We start from the raw sequence: 21,410 nt of genomic DNA, 5'->3' as shown, positions 1-21,410 counted from the left end.
GCTCGCCCCCCCCGGTCGACCGCGATCGGGGGACGATCAGCCCCGGCCCTCCGCGCGCGTCGCCGAGAGCCGTGCCTCGATGCCGGTGAGCAGCCACTCCAGGCCGGTGTCGAACATGGTGTCGTCGCCGTCGTCGTCGCCGGGCAGCAGGCCCCGCGTGCCGAACGCGGCGAGGTGGGGGTAGTCGCCCGAGGCGGCCAGCGCGTCGAGGTGGGCCTGCGCCGAGGCGCGCCAGGCGGGCTCGGCGGCGCGTCGAGGCACTGCGCCCCCGCATCCAGCGGATCGTGGACGACCGCGTCGACGCCCTCCTGGCCGGCCCGCGCCCGGTCGACCTGGTGGCCGAGTTCGGCCTGCCCGTCCCGTCGCTGGTGATCTGCGAACTCCTCGGAGTCCCGTACGAGGACCACGCCCTGTTCCAGTCCTGCTCACGTCGGATGGCCCTGGCCACGGCGCCCGCCGAGAGTGCCGAGGCGGTGGGTGAACTGCGGGACCACCTGGCCCGGTTGCTTGCGCGGAAGGCGGCGGACCCGGGCGACGACCTGATCAGCCGGCTCGTCGCCGAACAGGTCGCCACCGGCGCGCTCGGCGCGGAGGAGGCCGTCGACCTGTGCCTCGTCCTGCTAGGGCGTGTTTCGAAAGTCCCGCCTGGCCCGCGACGCCTGGCACGCACACTCGCTGCGTTGTCGGAACGCCCAAGTACATCCAGTACGAGGGCGATCCTCCGCCTTGCGACTGCACGCACCAGACGCCGCAGGCCCCGCCCTCCGGGCGGACGGCGCTACTTTCGAAACACGCCCTAGTGGCCGGCCACGAGACGACCGCGAACATGATCTCCCTCGGCACCCTGGCCCTGCTGACGCACCCCGACGCCCTCGCCGAACTGCGGCAGAACCAGGACGCCTCGTTCGTCGCCGGCGCCGTGGAGGAACTGCTGCGGTACCTGTCGATCACCCACACCGGGCTGCTGCGCGTCGCGACCGAACCGGTCGAACTGGCGGGCGTGCGCATCGCGCCGGGCGAGGGCGTCATCGCCGCGAACAACGCGGGCAACCGGGACGCCGGAGCGTCCCCCGATCCCGACCGCCTCGACCTGCGCCGCCCCGCCCGCCGCCATCTCGCCTTCGGCTACGGCATCCACCAGTGCCTCGGCCGGCCCCTCGCCCGCGTCGAACTCCAGGTCGTCCACGGCACCTTGCACCGCCGTATCCCCGGCCTGCGCCTCGCGATCCCCTTCGCGGAGGTGCCGTTCAAGTCCGAGGAGGGCATCTACGGCGTCACCTCACTGCCGGTCACCTGGTGACGCACGGCCCCGCACCACGTCCGCCGTCCGGCGGAACCCCCCCACCCAGCGAGTCCTGTGAGGAACAGCTCATGAAGATCACCGTTGACCAGGAACGATGCGTCGCCTCCGGCCAGTGCGTCCTGGTTGCCCCCGACCTGTTCGACCAGCGCGACGAGGACGGCGTTGTCGTCCTGCTCGCCGACCGGCCCGAGCGGGCGAGGCTGCCCGAGGCGCGTCAGGCGGCCGACCTGTGCCCGGCCCTCGCCATCGCCGTGGACGAGCGGTGACCCCCTGAGCGCATCGTCGTCGGCGCCGTCGGCTCCGCGAGGTGCGGGCGTCCCCAGGGCACGGCGGGTGAGGAGGCGGGCTCGCCGTGCCCTGGGGACGGTGACGCGGGGGCCGGGGGCGGCCTCGGGACCCCGCGTCGGGGTGGTCCGTCAGCCGTTGGTGGCGGTGACGTTGACCGCGGCCCAGGCCCGGTTGACCGCGTTGTACTCGGTGCTGCCGGTGCCGTACAGGTCGGCGGCGGCGTTGAGGGTGGCGGTGCGCGCCGCGTGGAAGTTGGTCGTGGAGACCATGTACCGGGTCAGGGCCTGGTAGAAGATCGCCAGCGCCTTGTCCCGGCCGATGCCCGTCGCGGGCTGCCCGTCGAAGGTCGCCGAGTCGTAGGCGACCCCGTTGATGGTCTTGCTGCCGCTGCCCTCGGCCAGCAGGTAGAAGGCGTGGGAGGAGACACCCGAGCCGGCGTGCACCTCGGTGCGCGGGGTGCTGGTGCTCCAGTAGTCGATCGCGCCTTCGAGCCGGTCGAGCGACGGGTGGTCCAGGCGCCGCAGGAACGTCTGGGCGAGGCCGAGCTGCTCACCCACCAGGTAGTTGCCCGGGTTGTTCGGGTTGGCGGTCCGGAACTCGACGCCGCTGGCGAAGATGTCGGCGAGCGACTCGTTCAGGGAGCCCGGCTCCTGGCCGATCTGCGCGTTGGAGGAGGGCGTGAGCTTGGCGGTCGCCGAGACCACGCCGTGGGTCAGCTCGTGCCCGGTGACGTCGAGCTGGACCAGCGGCTTGGTGAAGGTACGGCCGTCGCCGTCGCCGTAGATCATGCAGTGGCAGCCGTCGAACCAGCCGGCGTTGCCGTAGTTGGTGCTGAAGTGCACCACACCGTGCGAGCCGACACCGTCGTTGGCGATGCCGTTGCGGTTGAACGTCGCCTTGTAGAAGTCGTACGTCGCCGACAGGCCGTACTGCGCGTCCACGCCGGGCGTGGTGTTGTCCGTCGCGGAACCGTTGCCCCACGCGTTGTCGGTGTCGGTCAGCACGGTGGACGTGTTGAAGATCGTGTTGGTCAGGCTGGGGGTGTGCCGGCCGTCGCGGATCTCGGTGTTGCCGCGCGTGCTGTCGACCAGGGTGAACGCGTTGGTGCCGGTCTGCGTGGTGTTGAGCGGCACGGTGCCGGAGAAGATCGTCCGGCCGGTGCCGGTCGCGGGGGACGGGAACGCGGCGGCCGCCCCGGGCGCGGCGGCGAGGGTGCGGGGGGCGCCGGTGGTCGGCGTCGCACGCTCACCCGTCGCCAGCATCTTCTCGCGCAGCTGCGGGGAGATGAAGCCGTCCGTGGCCGGCGTGCTGCTCAGCACGGCCCCCGAGGCCGCGTCGACCAGCACGGTACGGGCGTTGTCGATGGCACCGTCGGACGGGACGACGTCGACGTGGTAGGCGAGGGTGCTCACGCCGTCGAGGTGGCGCACGACCAACTGCGCCTGGCCGGCGACCCCGTGGCTGACGCGCGCCGCCGCCTTGGCGCGGGCCTGGGCCTGCGTCAGGTCGGCGGTGACCGTGGGAACGCTGACGGTCGCCTCGCTGGCGCGGGTGACGCTCAGGAATCTTCCGGCCGCGTCGAGGTGGACAACGATGTCAGCTCCCTCGACGGGAATCCCCCGGAAGGTCTGGGAGAAGCGCACGTGCTGCTTGCCGTTGACGTCGACCATCACGTCGAAGGCGGCGAGTCCGCTCTTCGCGCCGAGGCCGGTCTGCGTGCGGTGCGCGAACGCCGCCGTGCGGGCCGCGTCGACGACCGCCGAACGCGTGGGGGCGGCCTGGGCGTTCGAAGCGGTGGACTCCGGGGCGGGGGCCGCGAGGGCCGGCACGGACACCGAGGCGGTGGCGGCGGTCGCGATCGCTATGGCCACGGCGACCTTGGATATGAGCTTCACGCGCATGCGTGTTCCTCTCGGACTGCATCGTGGTGGGGGCCGAGCCGCGGGGGGCTCGGAACGATGGGCAGGAGCATGACATGGCAAGTTGGTCCTGCCAATAGTCCGTGTCCGTGGGGGTCGGGGTCCCAACTGGACGCCTGAGGCGTCCAGTTCATGTATCAACCGCTTGTTCACGATGTCGAGAGGGTGAACGCGCTGGTGCGGCGCCGTTCGCCGGTGTGACGTGATTCACTTTCTGGTGATGCAGTGGTTTTCCGCCATCCATCGGGCGTGCGGGGGAGTTGGCCCGATCTATGCGCGTCAGGCAGGCGGATCGGCCTTGTGGACCGCCGGATCGGGGCCGGTGTCGGCGTCGTCGAGCAGACGGTTCATCAGCGTCGTCCACTCCCGCACGATCTCGTCGTCCTCGCGGTGGCGGCGCATGGTGCCGCTGATGGTCAGGCCCCGCAGGAACTGGACGGTGAGGGAGACCATCGTGCGGTAACCGGGGCGGCCGGTGACCCCGGGTCCGAAGATCTCGTCGATGAGTGCGTCGAGTTCCCTGAGGGCCGCGCGTTCGGTCGCCCGCAGGGCCTCGCGGAGTTCGACGTCGGCCCGGGACGCCGCCCAGAGTTCGAGTTCGGTGGCGAAGGAGGGACGTCGGCTCGCCCGGTACAGCACCAGCACGCCGCGGGCGATCGCGTCGCCGGTGTCCGCGGCGGACTCGTGCTCCTCGCGGACGGCCCGGAGGTTCAGCTCGACGAGCCGTCGCACCGCCGCGGCGGACAGGGCCTCACGCGTGGGGAAGTGGTGGAGCAGCGCGCCGCGGCTGATGCCGATGCGGTGCTGGACGCCCTGGGCCGTGGTCGCCGCGTAGCCCCGCTCGATCAGCGACTCGACCGCCGCCTCGACGATACGGGCCTCGGTGGCCCGGCGCTGGTCGTCGCGTCTCGTCATGGGGCGTGCTCCCTGCGCATGATCAGAAATGACTGCTCAGCGACGTTTTCACCGCACCCCCGAGATGTCAACGAAGCGCCGTCCGTGGACGAGCAGCGGCGAGCGGCGGCGAGCGGCGGGGTCGGCGGACCGTCCCTCAGGGCAGCAGGACCGGTTTGACGGCCCGTCCCGACGTCATCTCCGCCGCTGCCCTTTCGGCGTCGGACAGCGGGAACGTCCGCACCAGTTCGCCGACCGGCAGCCGTCCGTCGGCCACCAGCTCGGCCAGATACGGCAGGAACACCGGCGGATCGCTCCGCCCCTCCACGATCCCGACGACCCGCTTGCTGTTGTTGACCAGATCGGCGACGTCCACCGGCGCGGTGGCGCCGAACGGGGGCACCCCGACGACTCCGGCGGTGCCCCCGGTGGCCAGGCTCCTGATCGCCTGGACGAGCACGGCGGGCACCCCGCTGCTCTCCACGACGGCGTCCGGACCGCCGGCGGTCAGGTCCCGCAGGGCCTCGACGGCGTCCGCCGTACGGGAGTTGACGACCTGGGTGGCGCCCAGCCGGCGCGCGAGCTCCAGCCGGGAGTCCTGGACGTCCACCACGACGATCTCGTCCAGGGGCAGCAGGGCGGCGGCCATCACGGCGGACAGACCGACCACACCGGCTCCGAACACCGCGAGGGCGGCCCCCGCCGGGGGCCGCAGCACGTTGAGCACGGCACCGGCCCCGGTCTGGACGCCGCAGCCCAGCGGGGCGAGCGTCGCCGACGGGACGTCCGCCGCCCCGGCGGGGACGGGGACGGTGTTGCGCGCCCGCGTCAGCGCGTGTGTCGCGAAGGACGACTGTCCGAAGAAATTGCCGCGCAGCACCTCCCCGTCGGCCCACAGCGTGGGCGTCCCGTCGGGGCGGGCGCCGCGGGTGAAGTTGTACTCCACGAACGCACGGCACTGGGAGGGCACACCGGCCGCGCAGTCGGCGCACCGGCCGCACGAGTCGAACGTGAGCATGACGCGCTCGCCCACGCGCACCGAGGTCACGTCGGGCCCCACGCGTTCGACGACTCCGGCGCCCTCGTGGCCGACCACACCGGGCAGCGGGAAGGGGAAGTCGCCGTTCCGTGCGGCGAGGTCCGCGTGGCACATCCCGGTGGCCTCGACGCGGACCAGGATCTCGTCGGGTCCCGGCTCGGCGAGGTCCACCTCGCGCACCGTGAACGCCGCCCCCGCGGCCCGTACCGTCGCGGCCGTGGCCCGCACCGTCACGGTCTCCCCCCTCAGCCCTGGGAAGGGGAAGCGGCCGGCCGCTGGTCCGCGCCGTGGCCGAGCAGGTCCTCGATCCACTCACGGGTGAGGCGCCAGCTGAGGCCCGCGGGGTCGATCACGCCGAAGTGGCCGACCCCCTCCACCTCCACGAGGCGCACGTCCTGGCCCCGCGCGGCCTGCGCGTCGGCGTAGGCGCGGCTGTACGTCGGTGCGACGGCGTCGTCGGCGGTGCCGTGGACCACCAGCACGGGCAGCTCCGTGGGCGGGAGCGCGGTCGGCGAGGCCAGGGCGTACCGTTCCGGCACGTCGGAGGCGGTGCCGCCGAGCAGCACGCGGGTGATCCCGTCCTTGGCCTGGGCGCCGACCGTGGGCCAGGCGACGGGGTTCGACGGGTCCGGCGCCCCGGCCGTCGGCTCGGCGTCGGGATCGGCCAGCACGGAGCCGAATCCGACGGCGTCCGCGGCGACGAGGTCGAGCACGCCCGCCAGCGAGGCGACACCGACCGGCGTCACCCGCGGGTTCGCCCCGGGCGCCCCCGCGGGCAGCACGGACCGGTGCGCGGTCCAGGCGGCCAGCTGGCCCCCGGCCGAATGGCCCACGACCACCACGCGGTTGTCGTCCACCGCGGGATCGATGCCCCGGAGGGCGTCCACGGCGGCGGCCACGTCCAGGAAGGTGCCGGGCCAGCCGCCGCCCGGTTCGCCGATGCGCCGGTACTGGACGTTCCACACCGCGAACCCGTGGGCCACCAGGTCGTCGGCGAGGCCGGTCGTCTGCCGGCGGTCGAACATGGCGGACCAGTACCCGCCGTGGATCAGTACGACGACGGGGAAGGGCCCCTCGCCCTCGGGCAGGTAGAGCTCGCCCACCTGCGAGGGGTGGGGGCCGTAGGCGACGGTCCGCACCGACCGCCGGCCGTCGGCGGCGTCGTCGTAGCGGGCGCCGCGCTCGGCGCTCACCACCGCGTCGATCGTGGCGAAGAACGCGGCGATCTCGGGCTGGTTCGCGCCCTTGGCACGGGACTCGTCCCAGGCGGCGTCGTCCGTCCACTCCACGAAGTCCAGCCAGTTGTCCCCGCTCGTGCGCACGAGCCGTGCCGAGACGAAGCCGCGCCGGTCCCTGCGGAAGGCCGCCAGCATCCCGGGGCGCGCGGCGAGCATGGCGGAGACCTGGTCGGGCCTCACCTGGAACGTGGTCATTTCGATGACGGACATCACGGACTCCCTCTGCGAGGATGCGGGCGTGCGCTGCGGAACGGAACGTGCGCGGTCGGGCGGTGCGCGCACGGCGGGACGCGGTGTCCTCCGGATGGTCGGAAACTCTGGTCATTATTATTGATAGTCAATATTGGTGACTAATTCAACCTACTTCCCTCCCCGGACGAAGGCAAGTGATACCGGTGACGACCGGGACGGGCCCCGCCGTGCCGTCCGGTCAGACGGGCGCCGGGGGCTCCGCGGCCGTGCGGGCGTCCTCGCGCTGGTGCTCGGTGATGTCGCTGAACACCCGCTTGAACTCGGCGTAGACGTCCTCGCCGACCCGCTCGGCGTGCCGGGCCTGCATGGCCGCCATGATCCGGTCGGCGGCCGCCATCTGGGCCAGCCCGCGACCGGTGGGGCAGATCAGCTTCGCCCGCCGGTCCGCGGTGTCGGGGCGGCGCTCGACGTAGCCCAGGGACGTGAGCTCGTCGATGAGGGTGCCGATCACCTGCTTGTGCTGACCGGACAGCCGGGACAGCTCGGTCGCGCGGACGCCGTCGGGCGTCAGATAGGCGAGGACGGCGCCGTGCCGCGGTGTGAGGTCGTCGAAGCCGAGGGCGCCCAGGGCGGCGAAGAGTTCGCCCTGCACGGCGAAGAGCAGCCGTCCGGCGAGTACTCCCAGGTCGGAGTCCCCGGTGCCGCGCTCCGCCCTGCCGATCATGTGCGCTCTCCTCCGCCTCTCCCGGCAGCCGTACGGAGACCGGGCACCGGGTGATTCTAGTGGCGGGCACCCCGCCCGCACGGGACCGCGTCGGCGGGGCCGGGCGACGGACGGGCCGCGGACCACGACCCGGCGGCACCCGGCGGACCTGCGCGAGCCGCGGAATCGGCGCCGCGGAAGCTCAACTTCCGTACCACGGAACACGGCTGGCACACTGACCCCATGACCGAAGGTCTCAGGATCGGCCTGCTCGGAGCGGCCGCCATCGCCCCCGCCGCCCTGCTCAAGCCCGCACGGCGGAACCCGCGCGTCACGGTGACCGCGGTCGCCGCCCGCGACCGGACCCGCGCCGAGGGCTTCGCCCGCAAGCACGGCATCCCCGTCGTGCACGACGGTTACGACGCCCTGCTGGCCGATCCGCGGGTGGACGCCGTCTACGTGCCGCTGCCCAACGGCCTGCACGCGGAGTGGACGGCGAAGGCCCTCGGCGCGGGCAAGCACGTGCTGTGCGAGAAGCCGTTCACCGCCAACCGCGCCGAGGCCGAACGCGTCGCGGACGCCGCCGACGCGGCCCACGCACGCGACGGCCTGGTGGTGATGGAGGCGTTCCACTACCGCCACCACGCGCTCGCCGAGCGGATGCGCGCCATCGTGACCGGCGGTGAACTCGGCAGGCTCACCCGTGTCGAGGCCGAGGTGTGCTTCCCGCTGCCGCGCTTCGGCGACATCCGGTACGACTACGCGCTGGCCGGCGGCGCGACCATGGACGCCGGCTGCTACGCGGTGCACGTCGCCCGGCTCCTGGGCGGCGATCCGACCGTGACCGCCGCCGAGTTGCTGACCCTGCGCAAGGACCCGCGTGTCGACCGCGCCATGACCGCCGAACTCGCCTTTCCCGACGGGGTCTCCGGGCGGGTGCGCGCGTCGATGTGGTCGCGCCGCGTGCTGTCCGTCCGGGCCCGGGCCGTCGGGACGGCCGGTGAGCTGGACGTGACCAACTTCCTGATGCCGCAGCTCTACCACCGGCTCACCGTCCGCGCACCACACGACCGGGGAGGCCGCGTGGTACGGCGGGAGCGGCTGCCGCGCACCCCGTCCACCTATGACCGTCAGCTGTCGGCGTTCGCCGCGGCGGTCCTCGACGGGGCCCCCGTCCTCACCTCGGCCAGGGACGCCGTGGTGACGATGGGGGTCCTCGACGAGATCTACCGCACGGGCGGACTGCCGGTCCGCGGCGGAGCGAAGGACGGCTGAGCCCGCCGGCCCCGCCGGGCGGTCCCCGGGGTCCGCGCGCGTGCGGTCCGCCCGGCGGGCCCGGTCACCCGCCCCCGGGCGCCGTGCCGGTCACGAAGTCCCACACGGCCGGGGCGAACGCGTCCGGCTCCTCCGGATGGCCGAAGTGCCCGCCGTCCTCCGGACAGGGTGCCCGGGTCAGCGTGGTTTCCGGTCGGCGATGTGCCAGCGTTCGGCGTCCTCGGGGCCGGGCACGTCGGCGTCCAGGACCGCGTAGAGCTCCGGTACGGCGTCCGCGGCCAGGTGGTGGAGGTCGGGCAGCCCGGTGTACTGGTATCCGTCCTGGGTGTCGCCGACGATTTCCTTGACCACCTCGGGCCGGCGGCCGTCCCAGCCGAACACCGCCCGTCCGAGCGAGGCCGGCACGTCCCGGCCGCCGAGGAGGGCCGCGAGGACGTGCTCCACGTTCACGACCTGGTGGCGGGCGGCGTTCGCGACCGCCGCGGTGGCCCGCAGCAGGTCCATGACCCGGTCGTCGGGACGTACGTCGCGTCCGTCGTCCATGGGCCGGCGCCTGCTCACCGCCTGCCGTGCCGCCGAGGCGAGCACATGGCCGTAGACCGGCGCGAGACCGGCGTACCGGCGCAGTGGGTTGGGCGTCTCGAAGCCGTACAGGCCGAGCTGGACGAGCACGTCCCGGGGCGTGACGGTGGCGCGTCCCGCGCCGGCGGCGTACTCGGCGGCGTCGTCCAGGAGGCGCAGGACGGTCTCGTGGACGTACCGGCCGGGCAGGGGAGCCAGGGAGCGGGGCGTGCCCGGCGTCCCGTGGGCGCCCATCGCGAGATGCCCGCCCCAGTGGATCGGCGCGCCCTCGCGGCCGGTGGCCCGCCAGCGCGCCAGCTTCTCGCGCTGGACGTCGTGCAGGGCGTCGACCACCCGCTCCCGCCGTACGAGGGCCGACAGCAGCCGTCCGTCGATCACGTCGCCCCCTTCGGTCACGGCCCCGGTGTCCGGGTCCTCCTCCACCGAGTCGATGACGGGATAGCTGGTGACCACGAGGCGGTCGGCGCCCGCCCACAGCAGGGCCGGTCCGAGGACGAGCCATTCACCGGCGGAGGCGTTGCCCACGTCGCCGCTGTCGCAGGCGAGCAGGACGACCTGGCGGGGCATCGGGTACCGGTCGGGCGCGGAGATCAGCATCTGCGCGGTGAGGACCCGCGGCGGCTCGGCGGGTGGGGCCCCGCCGCTGCCGGGCCGCAGCAGGATGCCCCGGTCCGGGGCCTCGCCGTCCGCCTCCACATGGCAGGCGAACACCGCGGTCGACTCGGAACCGGCCCCGCGCAGCCGCTCGGCGAAGTCCGCCAGGGACAGGTCGGTGGCCGGGCCGACCGTGTCGACGCCGTCCGGGACGAGGCCGAGCAACTGCCGGGCGGCGGGCAGCCGCGCGTACTCGGGCACCCACGGCAGGTCGCCGCCCGGGTCGATCACGGCGAGCCCGAGCGGCGGGGCGTCGTCCGGGCGCGGCCGGTCGGCGAGCCGGGCGAGCAGCCCGGCCGGCGGGGCGACGACGGCGGTGCAGCGCTCGACGAGCCGTACGTCCCGCGGCCCGCCGGGCGCTACGTCCTGCCGGTCGTCCGGGACGGCGACGGCCGGCCACGGCACATGGCCGAACTCCGCGGCGGGCGCGATGGCGAGGCGCATCCCGCCGTCGCCCTCCAGCAGGGCCCGGCTCAGCGGCGGCGGCAGCAGCGCGCCGAGCCTGCGGGCGAGGGACAGCTCGGCGGGGAGGGGACCGGTGAGGAGCGGGCTGCCCAGCACCCTGTCCTCCCACGCGTCGTCGTCCTCGCCCGGATACCGCCCGGGAAGCGCGTCCCGCAGGTCGGACAGCGCCTGCGTGAGTCCCGTGCCGTCGGTGAGCGCGAGCGTTCCGCCGGTCACGGGGCCGCTCGGCGGCACCAGGGACCAGAAGACGGTGCGGTCGTGGACCCAGGTGCTCCACCACCAGGTGCCCGGCCCCAGCACGATGCCGGCCATGTCCTCCAGGGCGTGGACGGGCGGGGACTGTCCGGTCCGGTACCAGTGCGCCTGCTCCATGCGGGAGACGCCCCTGACCCGGATGAAGGGGGCGGTCGTGCCGGCCGCGTCGAGGGCGCCGCCCGGCATGTCGGGGCCGAGCTGGAGCCGGGCCGACTCGACGAGTTCGGCGAGGGTCTCCCAGTCGGCGCCGGCCGCCGCCTGCTCCATGGCCCGGTGCACGGTCCTGCCGAAGACGCCCCACCACTGGCGTCGTTCGTCCTTGGTGTGCAGCTCGTGCCGGGTGGCGTTGAGCACGGTCAGCGCCTCGATCCGGCTGTCGAGGGCGGCGAGCCGGTGTGCCGGGTCCGCCGCGAGGCGGTCGGCGAGGGCGTTGAGGTGCGCCGCCGCCTCGATGGGCCGGTCGAGCCTCATCAGGAAGCCGGCCGCGCCGTCGGCGGCGCCCAGCTGGGACACCGTGTCCACGTCGGCGTCGACGCCCTCCCGAAGTTCGGCGAGACCGGTCAGCGCGCCGCAGCGGACGACTTCGAGCGCGACGGTCCTGCCCGTGCCCGCGAGCCCGAAGTCCTGGGAGAGGGAGTCCGGTTGGGCGGCGCGCGCGAGGACGAGTCCGGAGCCGGCCAGATAGAGGGCGAGCGAGGGGCGGGTGGGCAGCGCCGCCTCCGCGGCGAGGCGCAACAGGCCGAGGGCCCTCGTGAGGGAGCGGCGGGTGATCCGCGTGGGCACCTCACGGGCGATCGTCTCGATGAGCCCGTCGGTGTCCCCACGCAGCAATGCGAGCCGGAACCGGGCAACACACACGTCCGACCGTTCCACCCGCCCGCCCGACGAGGGGCTGAGCCCGGGGTGATCGCTTCCGGCGGTGTCGGGGTCGAGGCGGGCGAGCGCTGCTTCGGCCGCTTCGGGATCGCCCAGGTCGAGTTCCGCGAGGCAGGTGATCAGGGCGGCGGCGCCGGTCGGTTCCGGGCCTTGGGGAGTTGGGGCGGCGGCGCCGGTCGGTTCCGGGCCTTGGGGGGTCGGGGCGGCGGCGCCGGTCGGTTCCCGGTCCTCGGGGGTCAGGGCGGCGACGCCTGCCGGTACCCCGTCCCCGGGGGGCACGGCCCGCTTCGCCTCTCCCGGGTGTCCCTGTTCCAGGAACGCCCAGCCCCTCAGGAGCCGGGCCTCGGGGTGACGGCCGTCGGACGGGACCGTGGCGAGTCTGCGCAGCGCGGCGGCGGGCAGTCCCCGGCGCAGCAGCCGGTGCGCCGCGGCGACGGAACGCCCGTCGGGGGTGAACACCCACGTCAGCGGCGGGCGTCGGACCGGGACGTGGGCCAGGGGCGGCCGATCGCACCAGGCGTCGACCGCGCGGGCGACCAGCCCCACCGCGAACACGGCCGCGAGGACCCGGACGTCGGCCCCGGTGGCGACCGCCACCGCCGCCACCACGACCGCGAGTCCGGCCAGCCGCCGGGCGGCGAACACCGCGGTGAGGACGCAGACCACCCAGGGCGTGTCGAAGGCGACGGCGAGGAGAGCGGCGGGCGCGGCGGCCACCGCGAGCACCACCGCCTCGTGCCGGCGTCGGCGCCGTACGGCGTAACTCTCCACCACCGCCTGGCTGGTGGCCGTCCGCCGCCCCGTGCCGCGCACCTCCGCGCCCTCCATGCAGAAGTGCCGTGCCTCGCCCGCCTCGCCCCACTGGGCGATCGACGGCAGGGCCAGATACAGGACGGTGAGGACGGCGGCGGCGTCCGTCAGCCCGGCCAGTGCGGCCACGGCGGCGAGGCAGCCGTGCCAGGGCCGGCGCAGCGGAAGCTCTCCCACGTGCAGGTTGTCGGCCAGTTCCAGGGGCTGTTGCCGGACGTCCCAGGACGACAGGATCGCCGCGAAGGCCACCGGCCAGGCGAGCAGGCCGCCGTGCCCGGTGGCGGCGAGCACCAGCAGCAGGACGAACGCCGCGCCGCGGGTCGTGTACAGGGCGGCGCGGGCCAGCCGCTGCCGTCGGCGTCCCGCCGCCGTGGGGCCCCAGGCCAGCCGGCCGACCGGCCCGCCGTCGTCCTCCGCGGGCCGTCCGGCCTCGCGTGCCGCCCGGTGGCGGTCGAGGACGCCCGACACGTTCTCCAGGTGTCCGAGGCCGAAGGCCTCGGCGACCACGTCGGCGTCGCCCGCGTCCGTGTGTCCGACCCTGGTCGTGAGCACGAGGGCGACCGCGATCAGACCCACACCGACGTGTTCGAAGCCGTACGCGTGAGCGGCGGCGCGGGCGACGGCGAGGAGGTCCGCCAGGTCGCCGGAGGCGGCCGACCGGGGCCGGAGCAGGGCGTCGATCCGTTCCTGCGGCAGTTTGACGCGCACCCGGGTCCATTCCGTCGTGGCCACCATGTCCAGGGCGGCCACCACCCGTTCGCGCTCCGGCAGGCGCACCGGCATGCCGTCGACGACCTTCATCAGCCGACGGGCGTTCTCGTCCAGAGGGGGTTGTGCCATGAATCCTCGCCGGTGAGCGGAGTGTGGGTTGCTCCGGGGAAGGTCGCGGGGCGGCGGGCGTCAGTCCGGTACGGCACCGTCCTGGGCGAACTCCTCCCAGGACAGCGGCGTCAGCCTCCAGGTGTCCGCCGGGGCGCCGCCCGACTCGCGCACCCGGAGCCTGCGCCGGGTGGCCATGCCCCGGCGCAGGGCGCTGAGTTCGAACAGGGGCGTGAGCCCGCCGTCGAGGGTGACGGCCTCGGCGGCGAGGCTGGAACCGGCCGACGTACCGACCCCGGCGCCGGCCGAGCCGAGCGGCAGCGACACGGGGGCCAGGTCGGCCGACGCCTGGAACTCGACCCGTGTGCCCCCGCGGCTGGAGACCAGGATCATCGCCGGGCCGGTCCGCACCAGCTTGGTCACCACGTGGTACTCGCCGCGCCAGACCCCGGCCTTGCGCAGGTCGGCGATGCCGCGCTGGAGCGCAAGGTGGTCGCCGATCACCTCCTCCGTGCAGCCGGCGGCACGGAAGTACGTCGCGTGCGCCTCGTGGAAGGTGACCGTGACCGTCAGCCGGGGCTCGACGCCGAGTCCGAGGACGTCGGGTGCCGCCACCTCGCCGCTCACCGCGACCTCGACGTCACCGGCGGAGGAGTAGCCGTGCAGCATGGGGGCGCCCGGACCGACCGTCTCGAAGGCGACGCCGAGTTCGGCGAGCGACGTCATGCGGTGGAAGCGCCGGCCGCGCAGGACGCCCACGTCCCCCAGGGAGACGGGGCTGTTGGGCATCCACACGGCGAAGTAGCCCAGCCCGTCGTAGATCTCTTTCGTGTACCGCTCATGAATGGCCGCAGTCATCGTTCCCCCGCCCTCACCCCAGCCGATGGGCCATCGTAGCCTTCCGGTCACACGACGTCACCGAAGTCGCCCCGTACGACCCGCCTCGATTCCCGGCCCCGGATTTCCGGCAAGTGGGCGGCGCGGTCACGCATGGCGCTCATGGCGAAGGGAAGGTCCCTCTCTGGCGAGTTCAAGGACCCGGGGGACGGAACGGAGGAAGAACCTCGGTATCGGCCCCGGGCCCGGGAAGCGGGGACCACGGACGCACCGCGAACAGCGGCGTCGTACCGGACGGTCGTCGACCCGCCTCCATCTGTCCCGAACGTGGTGAGATCCGTCGGACCGGTCCCGGGCGCAGGAGCGCCGGCCCGCGGAACAGGCCTCGCCGTCAGCGGACTCCGGAACGTCGGCCGTGGTTTGGTGTCCACCTCTCGGACACGGCGAGCCGTACGGACGGACCGCGACACGAGATGTCCACGAGTGTGGACATAGGCTGTGTCCGCAACTGCGGACATGGGGGATGCCCCCCGGACCAGAAAGAGGAGGCGCAATGCTGATCGGTGTCACGCGCGAGACGAAACCGGGGGAGACCCGGGTCGCCGCGACTCCGGCCACCGCGAGACAGCTCCTGGCGCTCGGCTACGACGTGCTCGTCGAGAAGGGCGCGGGCGAGCCCTCCCGCTTCTCCGACGACGCCTATGCCGCCGCGGGCGCGCGGATCGGCTCGGCCGAGGAGGCGTGGACGGCCGACGTGGTCTTCCGGGTCAACGGGCCGACCGTCGACGAGGCCGGCCGGCTGGGCGAGGGCTCGACGCTGGTGTCGCTGCTGGCGCCGGCGCTCCACCCGGAGCTGGTGGACGCGCTCGCGGCACGGCCGGTGACCGCGCTGGCCATGGACGCTGTGCCCCGCATCTCGCGGGCGCAGTCCCTGGACGTGCTCTCGTCGATGGCGAACATCGCGGGGTACCGGGCGGTCATCGAGGCGGCCCACGAGTTCGGCCGGTTCTTCACCGGCCAGGTCACGGCGGCGGGCAAGGTGCCCCCGGCCAAGGTACTGGTCGCCGGAGTCGGCGTGGCGGGCCTCGCCGCGATCGGCGCGGCCTCGTCGCTGGGCGCGGTCGTGCGCGCGACCGACCCCCGCCCGGAGGTCGCCGACCAGGTGAAGTCGCTCGGCGGCGAATACCTCGAAGTCGTCGTCGCCGAGCGGCAGGAGCAGTCCGGCACCGGCTACGCGAGCGCCACGAGCGAGGCGTACGACGCGCGTGCCGCGGAGATCTACTCCGAGCAGGCCGCCGACGTCGACATCATCGTCACCACCGCGCTCATCCCGGGCCGCACGGCGCCGCGGCTGATCACCGCGGCCGACGTGGCCGCGATGAAGCCCGGTTCGGTCATCGTGGACATGGCCGCCGCGCAGGGCGGCAACGTCGAGGGCTCGGTCGCCGACCAGAAGATCGTCACCGACGGCGGTGTCACCATCATCGGCTACACCGACCTCGCCGGCCGGCTGCCCGCCCAGGCGTCCCAGCTGTACGGCACCAACCTGGTCAACCTGATGAAGCTGCTCACGCCGGGCAAGGACGGGCAACTGGTGCTCGACCTCGACGACGTGGTCCAGCGCGGGATCACCGTCGTACGGGACGGCGAGAAGCTGTGGCCCCCACCGCCGGTGCAGGTCTCGGCGGCGCCGACCGCGGCCCCCGCGGCCGGCCGGGCGGCACCGGCCCGGCCGCAGCAGGAGAAGAAGCGGCTCTCCCCGGCGGCGCGGCTCGGCGTCACGGCCCTCGCCGCGGCGGCCCTCTTCCTGGTCACCGCCGTCGCGCCCGGCCGGCTGGCCCAGCACCTCACGGTGCTGGCGCTGTCGGTCGTCATCGGGTTCTACGTCATCGGCAAGGTCCACCACGCCCTGCACACGCCGCTGATGTCGGTGACCAACGCGATCTCCGGCGTCATCGTCGTGGGCGCCCTGCTCCAAGTGGGCCTGGACCACACGGTGATCCGGGTCGTCGCGGCCGTCGCCATCCTGCTCGCGTCCATCAACGTCTTCGGCGGCTTCGCCGTGACCCGCCGCATGCTCGGCATGTTCCAGAAGGGCTGAGGTGACACCAGTGACCGCAACCTCGATCGCGACCGCGGCCTATCTCGTCGCCGCCCTGCTCTTCATCCTGTCCCTCGCCGGTCTCTCCAAGCACGAAACCGCCCGGGGCGGTCTCTGGTTCGGCATCGCGGGCATGGGCGTCGCGCTCGCCGCGACCATCGGTCTGGTGATCGACGACGGCGCCGGCTACGGCGTCGCCCTGCTGGCCGTCGCCGTGGTCGTCGGCGGCGCCATCGGTCTGTGGCGGGCCCGGATCGTCGAGATGACCGGTATGCCCGAACTCATCGCCCTGCTCCACTCCTTCGTCGGTCTGGCCGCCGTCCTGGTCGGCTGGAACGGCTATCTGGAGGTCGAGCACGACGGCGAAGGAGGCTTCACCGGCTCGCTGCTGGGCATCCACCACGCCGAGGTGTTCATCGGCATCTTCATCGGCGCGGTGACCTTCACCGGCTCGATCGTCGCCTTCCTCAAGCTGTCGGCGCGCATCAAGTCGGCGCCCCTGATGCTGCCGGGCAAGAACTGGATCAACATCGGCGCGCTCGTCGCCTTCGTGGCGCTGACCGTGGCCTTCGTCGCCGACCCGCAGCTGTGGGAACTGATCGCCGTCACGGTCGTCGCCCTCGCGCTCGGCTGGCACCTGGTGGCCTCGATCGGCGGCGGTGACATGCCGGTCGTGGTCTCGATGCTCAACAGCTACTCCGGCTGGGCGGCCGCCGCCTCGGGCTTCCTGCTGGAGAACGACCTGCTCATCGTGGTCGGCGCGCTCGTCGGCTCGTCGGGCGCGTATCTGTCGTACATCATGTGCCAGGCGATGAACCGCTCGTTCCTGTCGGTGATCGCGGGCGGCTTCGGCATCGAGGCCCCGTCGGGCGGCGGCGAGGACTACGGCGAGCACCGCGAGATCAACGCCGTCGACGCGGCCGAACTCCTCGCCGGGGCCTCCTCGGTGGTCATCACCCCCGGCTACGGCATGGCGGTCGCCCAGGCGCAGTACCCCGTCGCCGAGCTGACCCGCAAGCTGCGCGCCAAGGGCGTGGAGGTGCGGTTCGGCATCCACCCGGTCGCCGGCCGGCTGCCGGGACACATGAACGTGCTGCTCGCCGAGGCGAAGGTGCCGTACGACATCGTCCTGGAGATGGACGAGATCAACGACGACCTCGCCGCGACCGACGTGGTGCTGGTCATCGGCGCCAACGACACCGTCAACCCGGCCGCGGACGAGGACCCGGCCAGCCCGATCGCGGGCATGCCCGTGCTGCGGGTCTGGGAGACCAAGGACGTCATCGTGTTCAAGCGGTCCATGGCCACCGGGTACGCCGGCGTCCAGAACCCGCTGTTCTTCCGCGACAACACCCAGATGCTCTTCGGGGACGCCAAGGACCGGGTGAACGAGATCGTGGACGCCCTGGGCTGAGGCGTCCGGCAGCACGAAACCGGAGGCACCACAGGCACCACAGGGGCCGGGCGGGACATCCCGCTCGGCCCCTTTTTCCTGCCCCGACCTGCCCGGCTTGTATGTCCACGACTGTGGACGTAGTGTTGTCCCCGCGTGGGGACATCCCTTGCGCAAACGATCCAGTGTGAGGAAATGCTCCATGACCATTCCGCAGCGCAAGCTCGGTGAGCTGACGGTCGGGGCCGTCGGCTACGGCGCGATGAGCTTCGCCCGGCCCTACGGTCAGGCCCAGGGGGACGTCAAGGACGACACCGCCGACGCCCTCATCGGCCGCGCGATCGAACTCGGCGCGACGATGATCGACACCGCCGACCTCTACGGCGACAGCGAGGAACGGATCGGCAAGGCCCTCGGCGGCCGCCGCGACCAGGTGGTCCTCGCCACCAAGTTCGGCATCGTCCGCGCCAGCGGCGGCGACGAGCCCCCGCTGATGAACGGCCGCCCCGAGTATGTGCGCGAGCGCATCGAGCGCTCGCTCACCCTGCTGCGCACCGACCACGTCGAGCTGTACTACTACCACCGCATGGACCCCACCGTCCCGATCGAGGAGACGGTCGGCGCAATGGCCGAACTCGTCGCCGAGGGCAAGGTCCGCCACCTCGGCCTCAGCGAGGCCGCCCCCGACACGATCCGCCGCGCGCACGCCGTCCACCCGATCACCGCGATCCAGACCGAGTGGTCCCTGTGGTCCCGCGACATCGAGACGGAGATCGTCCCCGTCACCCGCGAGCTGGGCATCGGCGTCGTCCCCTACAGCCCGCTGGGCCGCGGCATGCTCACCGGCACCATCAAGTCCTTCGACGACCTGCCCGAGAACGACTACCGCCGCCTCATGCCCCGCTTCGCCCGCGAGGCCTTCGACGCGAACCTCGCCGCCGTCGAGGTCGTCCGGGAGATCGCCCACGCCCACGGCGCCGCCCCCGGACAGGTCGCCCTCGCCTGGCTGCTGGCCCAGGCACCCGACGTCGTCCCCATCCCCGGCACCCTCCACGCCTCCCGCCTGGAGGAGAACACCCGCGCCGCCGAGTTGGAGCTGACCGCCGCCGAGCTGACCCGCCTCAACGCCCTCGAGGTGGTCGGTGAACGCGAGGTGCTGATGGACCAGAACTGGTCCAACGGCGTCACCCCGCCACTGGGCTGACGCCCGGGTCGTACCCGGCCCACGGCCCCCGATGCCCGATCCGCCCGCGGATCGGGCATCCGCCGTACCGGTCAGTCGCCGGCCCTGACGCCGTTGATGACCGTGCTGCCCTGCTGGGCCGGGACACCGAGGGCCTTGTCGAAGGTGCGCTCGCCCCCCGAAGCCGTCGGTCGGTGCCACCCCGGCCCCGGGCCGGAATTCCCCCGGCCACCGTGTTCGTTCATCTCGTCGAGGACCGCGCGCCCCGGGCGGACCCGCTCGACACCGTGAGAACCAGGAGTCGTCACCATGACGGACATCGAGATTCCCGCCGCCGTCCGCGCGTTCGTCGACGCGACCAACAAGGGCGACACCGACGCCTTCGTGGCCGCGTTCACCACCGACGCGTATCTCAACGACTGGGGCCGGGAGTTCCACGGCCGGGACGGGGTGCGCAGCTGGAACGGCACCGACAACATCGGCGTCCAGGCGCACTTCGACATCGAGGGCGCCGAGCGCACCGCCGACGACACCTATGTGGTGACCCTCACGGTCTCGGGCAACGGCCACAACGGCACCGGCCCGATGACGTTCGTCCTCCGGGACGGACTGATCGCGAGCCTGCGGATCAGCTAGACCGGCCGAGTGTGCGGTCGAAGACCGTCAGGAGGAGGTAGAGCACACCGGCGCCGAGCATGACCCAGGCGAGTCGGTGCATGCCGCCGGTGTCGGCGTGCTGCCCGAAGGACGCGGCGGTCGCGGAGGAGGCGACCATCGAGCCGACGTAGGCGAAGGTGCGCAGCAGTCCGGCCGACGAGGCGGTGCGCTCCGGATCGGCCTGGAAGTAGACGGAGTTCTGGAGGGCCAGGTTGTTCAGGCCCTGCGGGACGCCGAAGACCAGGGCGACGAGGAGCAGCACCCACAGCGGGCTCGTCCCCGTGAGCGTCAGCATCACCAGACAGGCGACGATCTGCCCGACCGCGCCCACGAGCAGTTTCGCGCGGACGCCCGGGCGCCGCCCGGAGACGATCGAGACGCCGATCGCCAGCAGGAACATGGGGATCTGCACCAGCCCGGCGTGGAAGGGCGTCAGCCCGTAGCCCTCCTCGGTCCACTGGTTGAAGCCGTAGAGGAAGGCGTAGGCGACGACGTAGGCGACGAGCGCGCGCCCGTAGGTCGCCAGGAGCGGTCGGTTGCCGCCGAGCACCCGTACGTCGATGAAGGGGGTGGCGGCCCGCAACTCCCGCACCGTGAAGGCGATTCCGGCGGCGGCGACGATCACCGGCAGGTACCAGTTGCGCAGGTGCAGGTTCATCAGGAACAGCAGCAGGGCTATCAGCATCGCGGCGAACAGCGCCATGCCGGGCAGGTCGATCCGGGCGGCCAGGTGCCCGCGCCGGGGGGAGTCACCGGTCCCGGCGGCCTTGGGCAGCCGCCACAGCCCCAGCAGTACGGCCGCGACGGCCAGCGGCACGTTCAGCGCGAAGGTGGCACGCCAGCCGCCCACGGCGATCAGCAGCCCGCCCAGCAGCGGGCCGACGACGGCGACGGTCTGGTTGGCCACCGCGAGAGCCGTCAGCACCCCGCCGGGACTGTCCCGGCCGGTGCGCTCGGCCTCGCTGCGCAGCAGCGCCATCGCGGAGGGATAACCGGCGCAGGTGCCGAACCCGAGCAGGACGCGCGCGGCGATCAGCACCCCCAGGTCCGGTGCCAGGGCGCCGACGACACCCGCGACACCGACGAGGCCGGTGCTGAGCAGGAAGAGCCGGCGCGGTCCGAAGACGTCGATGAGCCGTCCCACCACCGGCTGCCCGAGCGAGGTGGCCAGATAGAGGGCGGAGACCAGCCACGCGGTCTGCGAGGCGGGTGCGCCCAGCGCCCTGCCGATGGGGACCAGGGCGACCGAGATGATCGTCGAGTTGATCGGGTTCAGGACCGAGCCCAGCATCATCGCCGGGAGCAGCCGCCGGTCGAAACCCGGCGCGTCCGTCTTCGCCTCCGGGCCTGTCCTCGCGTCAGTCACGGGTCAGCCGTTCCAGTACGGCCATGGCGGCGATCACGGTCCGGCGTTCTTCCTCCGTGCACCTGTCCTGCAGACGGCCGGCCAGCCACTCCGTGCGGGCCTGCCGACCCTGCTCGACCCGGCGGTGGCCCTCCGCGGTCAGCGTGATCAGCAGGCGCCGCCCGTCCTCCGGGTCGGGGCTGCGCTCCAGCAGCCCCATCGAGGCGAGCTGGGTGACCGTGGCCGTCATCGACTGGTGGCGCACCCCCTCGACGGAGGCGAGCTGACTGGCCGTGACACCCCCCTCGTCGGAGAGCCGTGCCAGGACGGACGCCTGGCCCAAGGTGATGTCCTCGGCCTCGGAGGCGTTCAGGATGCGGCGCCGCAGACGGCTGATGACAGCCCGGACGTCGCGCGACGCCTGCACCGCCGAGGGGGACGGGCTCGGTTTCTCGCTCATGCCCCGACCGTAACTTCTACAGTTAAAACTGTCCAGCTTGGACTGTATAGCTTGCTGGTCCACGGACCGGGGGAGCGCGGCATCGGAGCCGGAGGCCGGATTGTTAGCCTTGACCGTGATCG

General features: G+C 73.2%; 17 protein-coding genes and 1 pseudogene. 7 read left to right on the top strand and 11 right to left on the bottom strand.

Going from position 1 to position 21,410, the window contains the following annotated elements; all coding sequences use genetic code 11:
• Positions 1–36: 36 nt before the first annotated feature.
• Positions 37–429 (bottom strand): TetR/AcrR family transcriptional regulator C-terminal domain-containing protein, encoded by a 393-nt coding sequence (locus AB0F77_RS36045; RefSeq protein ID WP_361956639.1) that lies wholly within the window; start codon positions 427–429, stop codon positions 37–39.
• 367 nt (positions 430–796) lie between these two features.
• On the opposite strand from AB0F77_RS36045, the pseudogene AB0F77_RS36040 reads away from it, so the two are divergent.
• A pseudogene (locus AB0F77_RS36040) lies at positions 797–1,300 on the top strand (cytochrome P450); the annotation flags it as partial.
• A gap of 71 nt (positions 1,301–1,371) precedes the next feature.
• Positions 1,372–1,569, top strand: a complete 198-nt coding sequence (locus AB0F77_RS36035; RefSeq protein WP_361956636.1) for a ferredoxin — start codon at positions 1,372–1,374, stop codon at positions 1,567–1,569.
• A 150-nt stretch (positions 1,570–1,719) separates the two neighbouring features.
• Here the strand turns inward: AB0F77_RS36035 and AB0F77_RS36030 are convergent, their stop codons facing one another.
• From AB0F77_RS36030 to AB0F77_RS36010, 5 genes are all read right to left on the bottom strand, one after another.
• On the bottom strand, positions 1,720–3,492 hold the full coding sequence (locus AB0F77_RS36030; protein WP_361956633.1) for a M4 family metallopeptidase: 1,773 nt from the start codon (positions 3,490–3,492) through the stop codon (positions 1,720–1,722).
• A 297-nt stretch (positions 3,493–3,789) separates the two neighbouring features.
• Entirely contained in the window at positions 3,790–4,425 is a 636-nt protein-coding gene (locus AB0F77_RS36025; RefSeq protein WP_361956630.1) for a TetR/AcrR family transcriptional regulator, read from the bottom strand.
• Positions 4,426–4,561: 136 nt separating this feature from the next.
• Positions 4,562–5,677 carry an NAD(P)-dependent alcohol dehydrogenase gene (locus AB0F77_RS36020; protein ID WP_361956627.1) on the bottom strand — a complete coding sequence of 372 codons (1,116 nt, stop codon included), beginning with the start codon at positions 5,675–5,677 and terminating at the stop codon, positions 4,562–4,564.
• An 11-nt stretch (positions 5,678–5,688) separates the two neighbouring features.
• Complete coding sequence (locus tag AB0F77_RS36015) at positions 5,689–6,891, bottom strand: alpha/beta hydrolase fold domain-containing protein (RefSeq protein ID WP_361956624.1); 1,203 nt, start codon at positions 6,889–6,891, stop codon at positions 5,689–5,691.
• 220 nt (positions 6,892–7,111) lie between these two features.
• On the bottom strand, positions 7,112–7,597 hold the full coding sequence (locus AB0F77_RS36010) for a helix-turn-helix domain-containing protein (protein WP_361956621.1): 486 nt from the start codon (positions 7,595–7,597) through the stop codon (positions 7,112–7,114).
• A 222-nt stretch (positions 7,598–7,819) separates the two neighbouring features.
• Here AB0F77_RS36010 and AB0F77_RS36005 point away from each other — a divergent pair, with 222 nt between their 5' ends.
• On the top strand, positions 7,820–8,851 hold the full coding sequence (locus AB0F77_RS36005) for a Gfo/Idh/MocA family oxidoreductase (RefSeq protein WP_361956618.1): 1,032 nt from the start codon (positions 7,820–7,822) through the stop codon (positions 8,849–8,851).
• Positions 8,852–9,028: 177 nt separating this feature from the next.
• On the opposite strand, the gene AB0F77_RS36000 is transcribed toward AB0F77_RS36005, so the two are convergent.
• Together AB0F77_RS36000 and AB0F77_RS35995 are read right to left on the bottom strand one after the other, a co-directional pair.
• Positions 9,029–13,333 (bottom strand): CHAT domain-containing protein, encoded by a 4,305-nt coding sequence (locus AB0F77_RS36000; protein ID WP_361956615.1) that lies wholly within the window; start codon positions 13,331–13,333, stop codon positions 9,029–9,031.
• A gap of 60 nt (positions 13,334–13,393) precedes the next feature.
• Entirely contained in the window at positions 13,394–14,170 is a 777-nt protein-coding gene (locus AB0F77_RS35995; protein WP_361956612.1) for a hypothetical protein, read from the bottom strand.
• A 532-nt stretch (positions 14,171–14,702) separates the two neighbouring features.
• Here AB0F77_RS35995 and AB0F77_RS35990 point away from each other — a divergent pair.
• The 3 genes from AB0F77_RS35990 to AB0F77_RS35980 all read left to right on the top strand — a co-directional run bounded on the left by AB0F77_RS35990 (position 14,703) and on the right by AB0F77_RS35980 (position 18,847).
• A complete protein-coding gene (locus tag AB0F77_RS35990) occupies positions 14,703–16,250 on the top strand; it encodes a Re/Si-specific NAD(P)(+) transhydrogenase subunit alpha (RefSeq protein ID WP_361956609.1) in 1,548 nt (515 codons plus the stop codon).
• Positions 16,251–16,260: 10 nt separating this feature from the next.
• Positions 16,261–17,664, top strand: coding sequence for a Re/Si-specific NAD(P)(+) transhydrogenase subunit beta (pntB, locus tag AB0F77_RS35985; RefSeq protein ID WP_361956606.1), 1,404 nt, complete (start codon positions 16,261–16,263; stop codon positions 17,662–17,664).
• A 181-nt stretch (positions 17,665–17,845) separates the two neighbouring features.
• Positions 17,846–18,847 (top strand): aldo/keto reductase, encoded by a 1,002-nt coding sequence (locus tag AB0F77_RS35980; protein WP_361956603.1) that lies wholly within the window; start codon positions 17,846–17,848, stop codon positions 18,845–18,847.
• Positions 18,848–18,918: 71 nt separating this feature from the next.
• Here AB0F77_RS35980 and AB0F77_RS35975 read toward each other — a convergent pair whose 3' ends face one another.
• Entirely contained in the window at positions 18,919–19,137 is a 219-nt protein-coding gene (locus AB0F77_RS35975; protein ID WP_361956600.1) for a hypothetical protein, read from the bottom strand.
• Between AB0F77_RS35975 and AB0F77_RS35970 the strand changes: the two genes are divergently transcribed.
• Positions 19,136–19,462 carry a nuclear transport factor 2 family protein gene (locus AB0F77_RS35970; RefSeq protein ID WP_361956597.1) on the top strand — a complete coding sequence of 109 codons (327 nt, stop codon included), beginning with the start codon at positions 19,136–19,138 and terminating at the stop codon, positions 19,460–19,462. The two genes, AB0F77_RS35975 and AB0F77_RS35970, sit on opposite strands and share 2 nt — an antisense overlap.
• Here the strand turns inward: AB0F77_RS35970 and AB0F77_RS35965 are convergent.
• Positions 19,455–20,849, bottom strand: coding sequence for an MFS transporter (locus AB0F77_RS35965; RefSeq protein WP_361956594.1), 1,395 nt, complete (start codon positions 20,847–20,849; stop codon positions 19,455–19,457). The two genes, AB0F77_RS35970 and AB0F77_RS35965, sit on opposite strands and share 8 nt — an antisense overlap.
• A complete protein-coding gene (locus AB0F77_RS35960) occupies positions 20,842–21,288 on the bottom strand; it encodes a MarR family transcriptional regulator (RefSeq protein ID WP_361956591.1) in 447 nt (148 codons plus the stop codon). The genes AB0F77_RS35965 and AB0F77_RS35960 overlap by 8 nt, the downstream gene beginning before the upstream one ends.
• Positions 21,289–21,410 lie beyond the last annotated feature (122 nt).

Source organism: Streptomyces sp. NPDC026672 (assembly GCF_040638185.1).
Taxonomy (GTDB): domain Bacteria; phylum Actinomycetota; class Actinomycetes; order Streptomycetales; family Streptomycetaceae; genus Streptomyces.
Note: the sequence above shows the minus strand (reverse complement) of the source record. Positions and strands in the feature narration are given on the sequence as shown.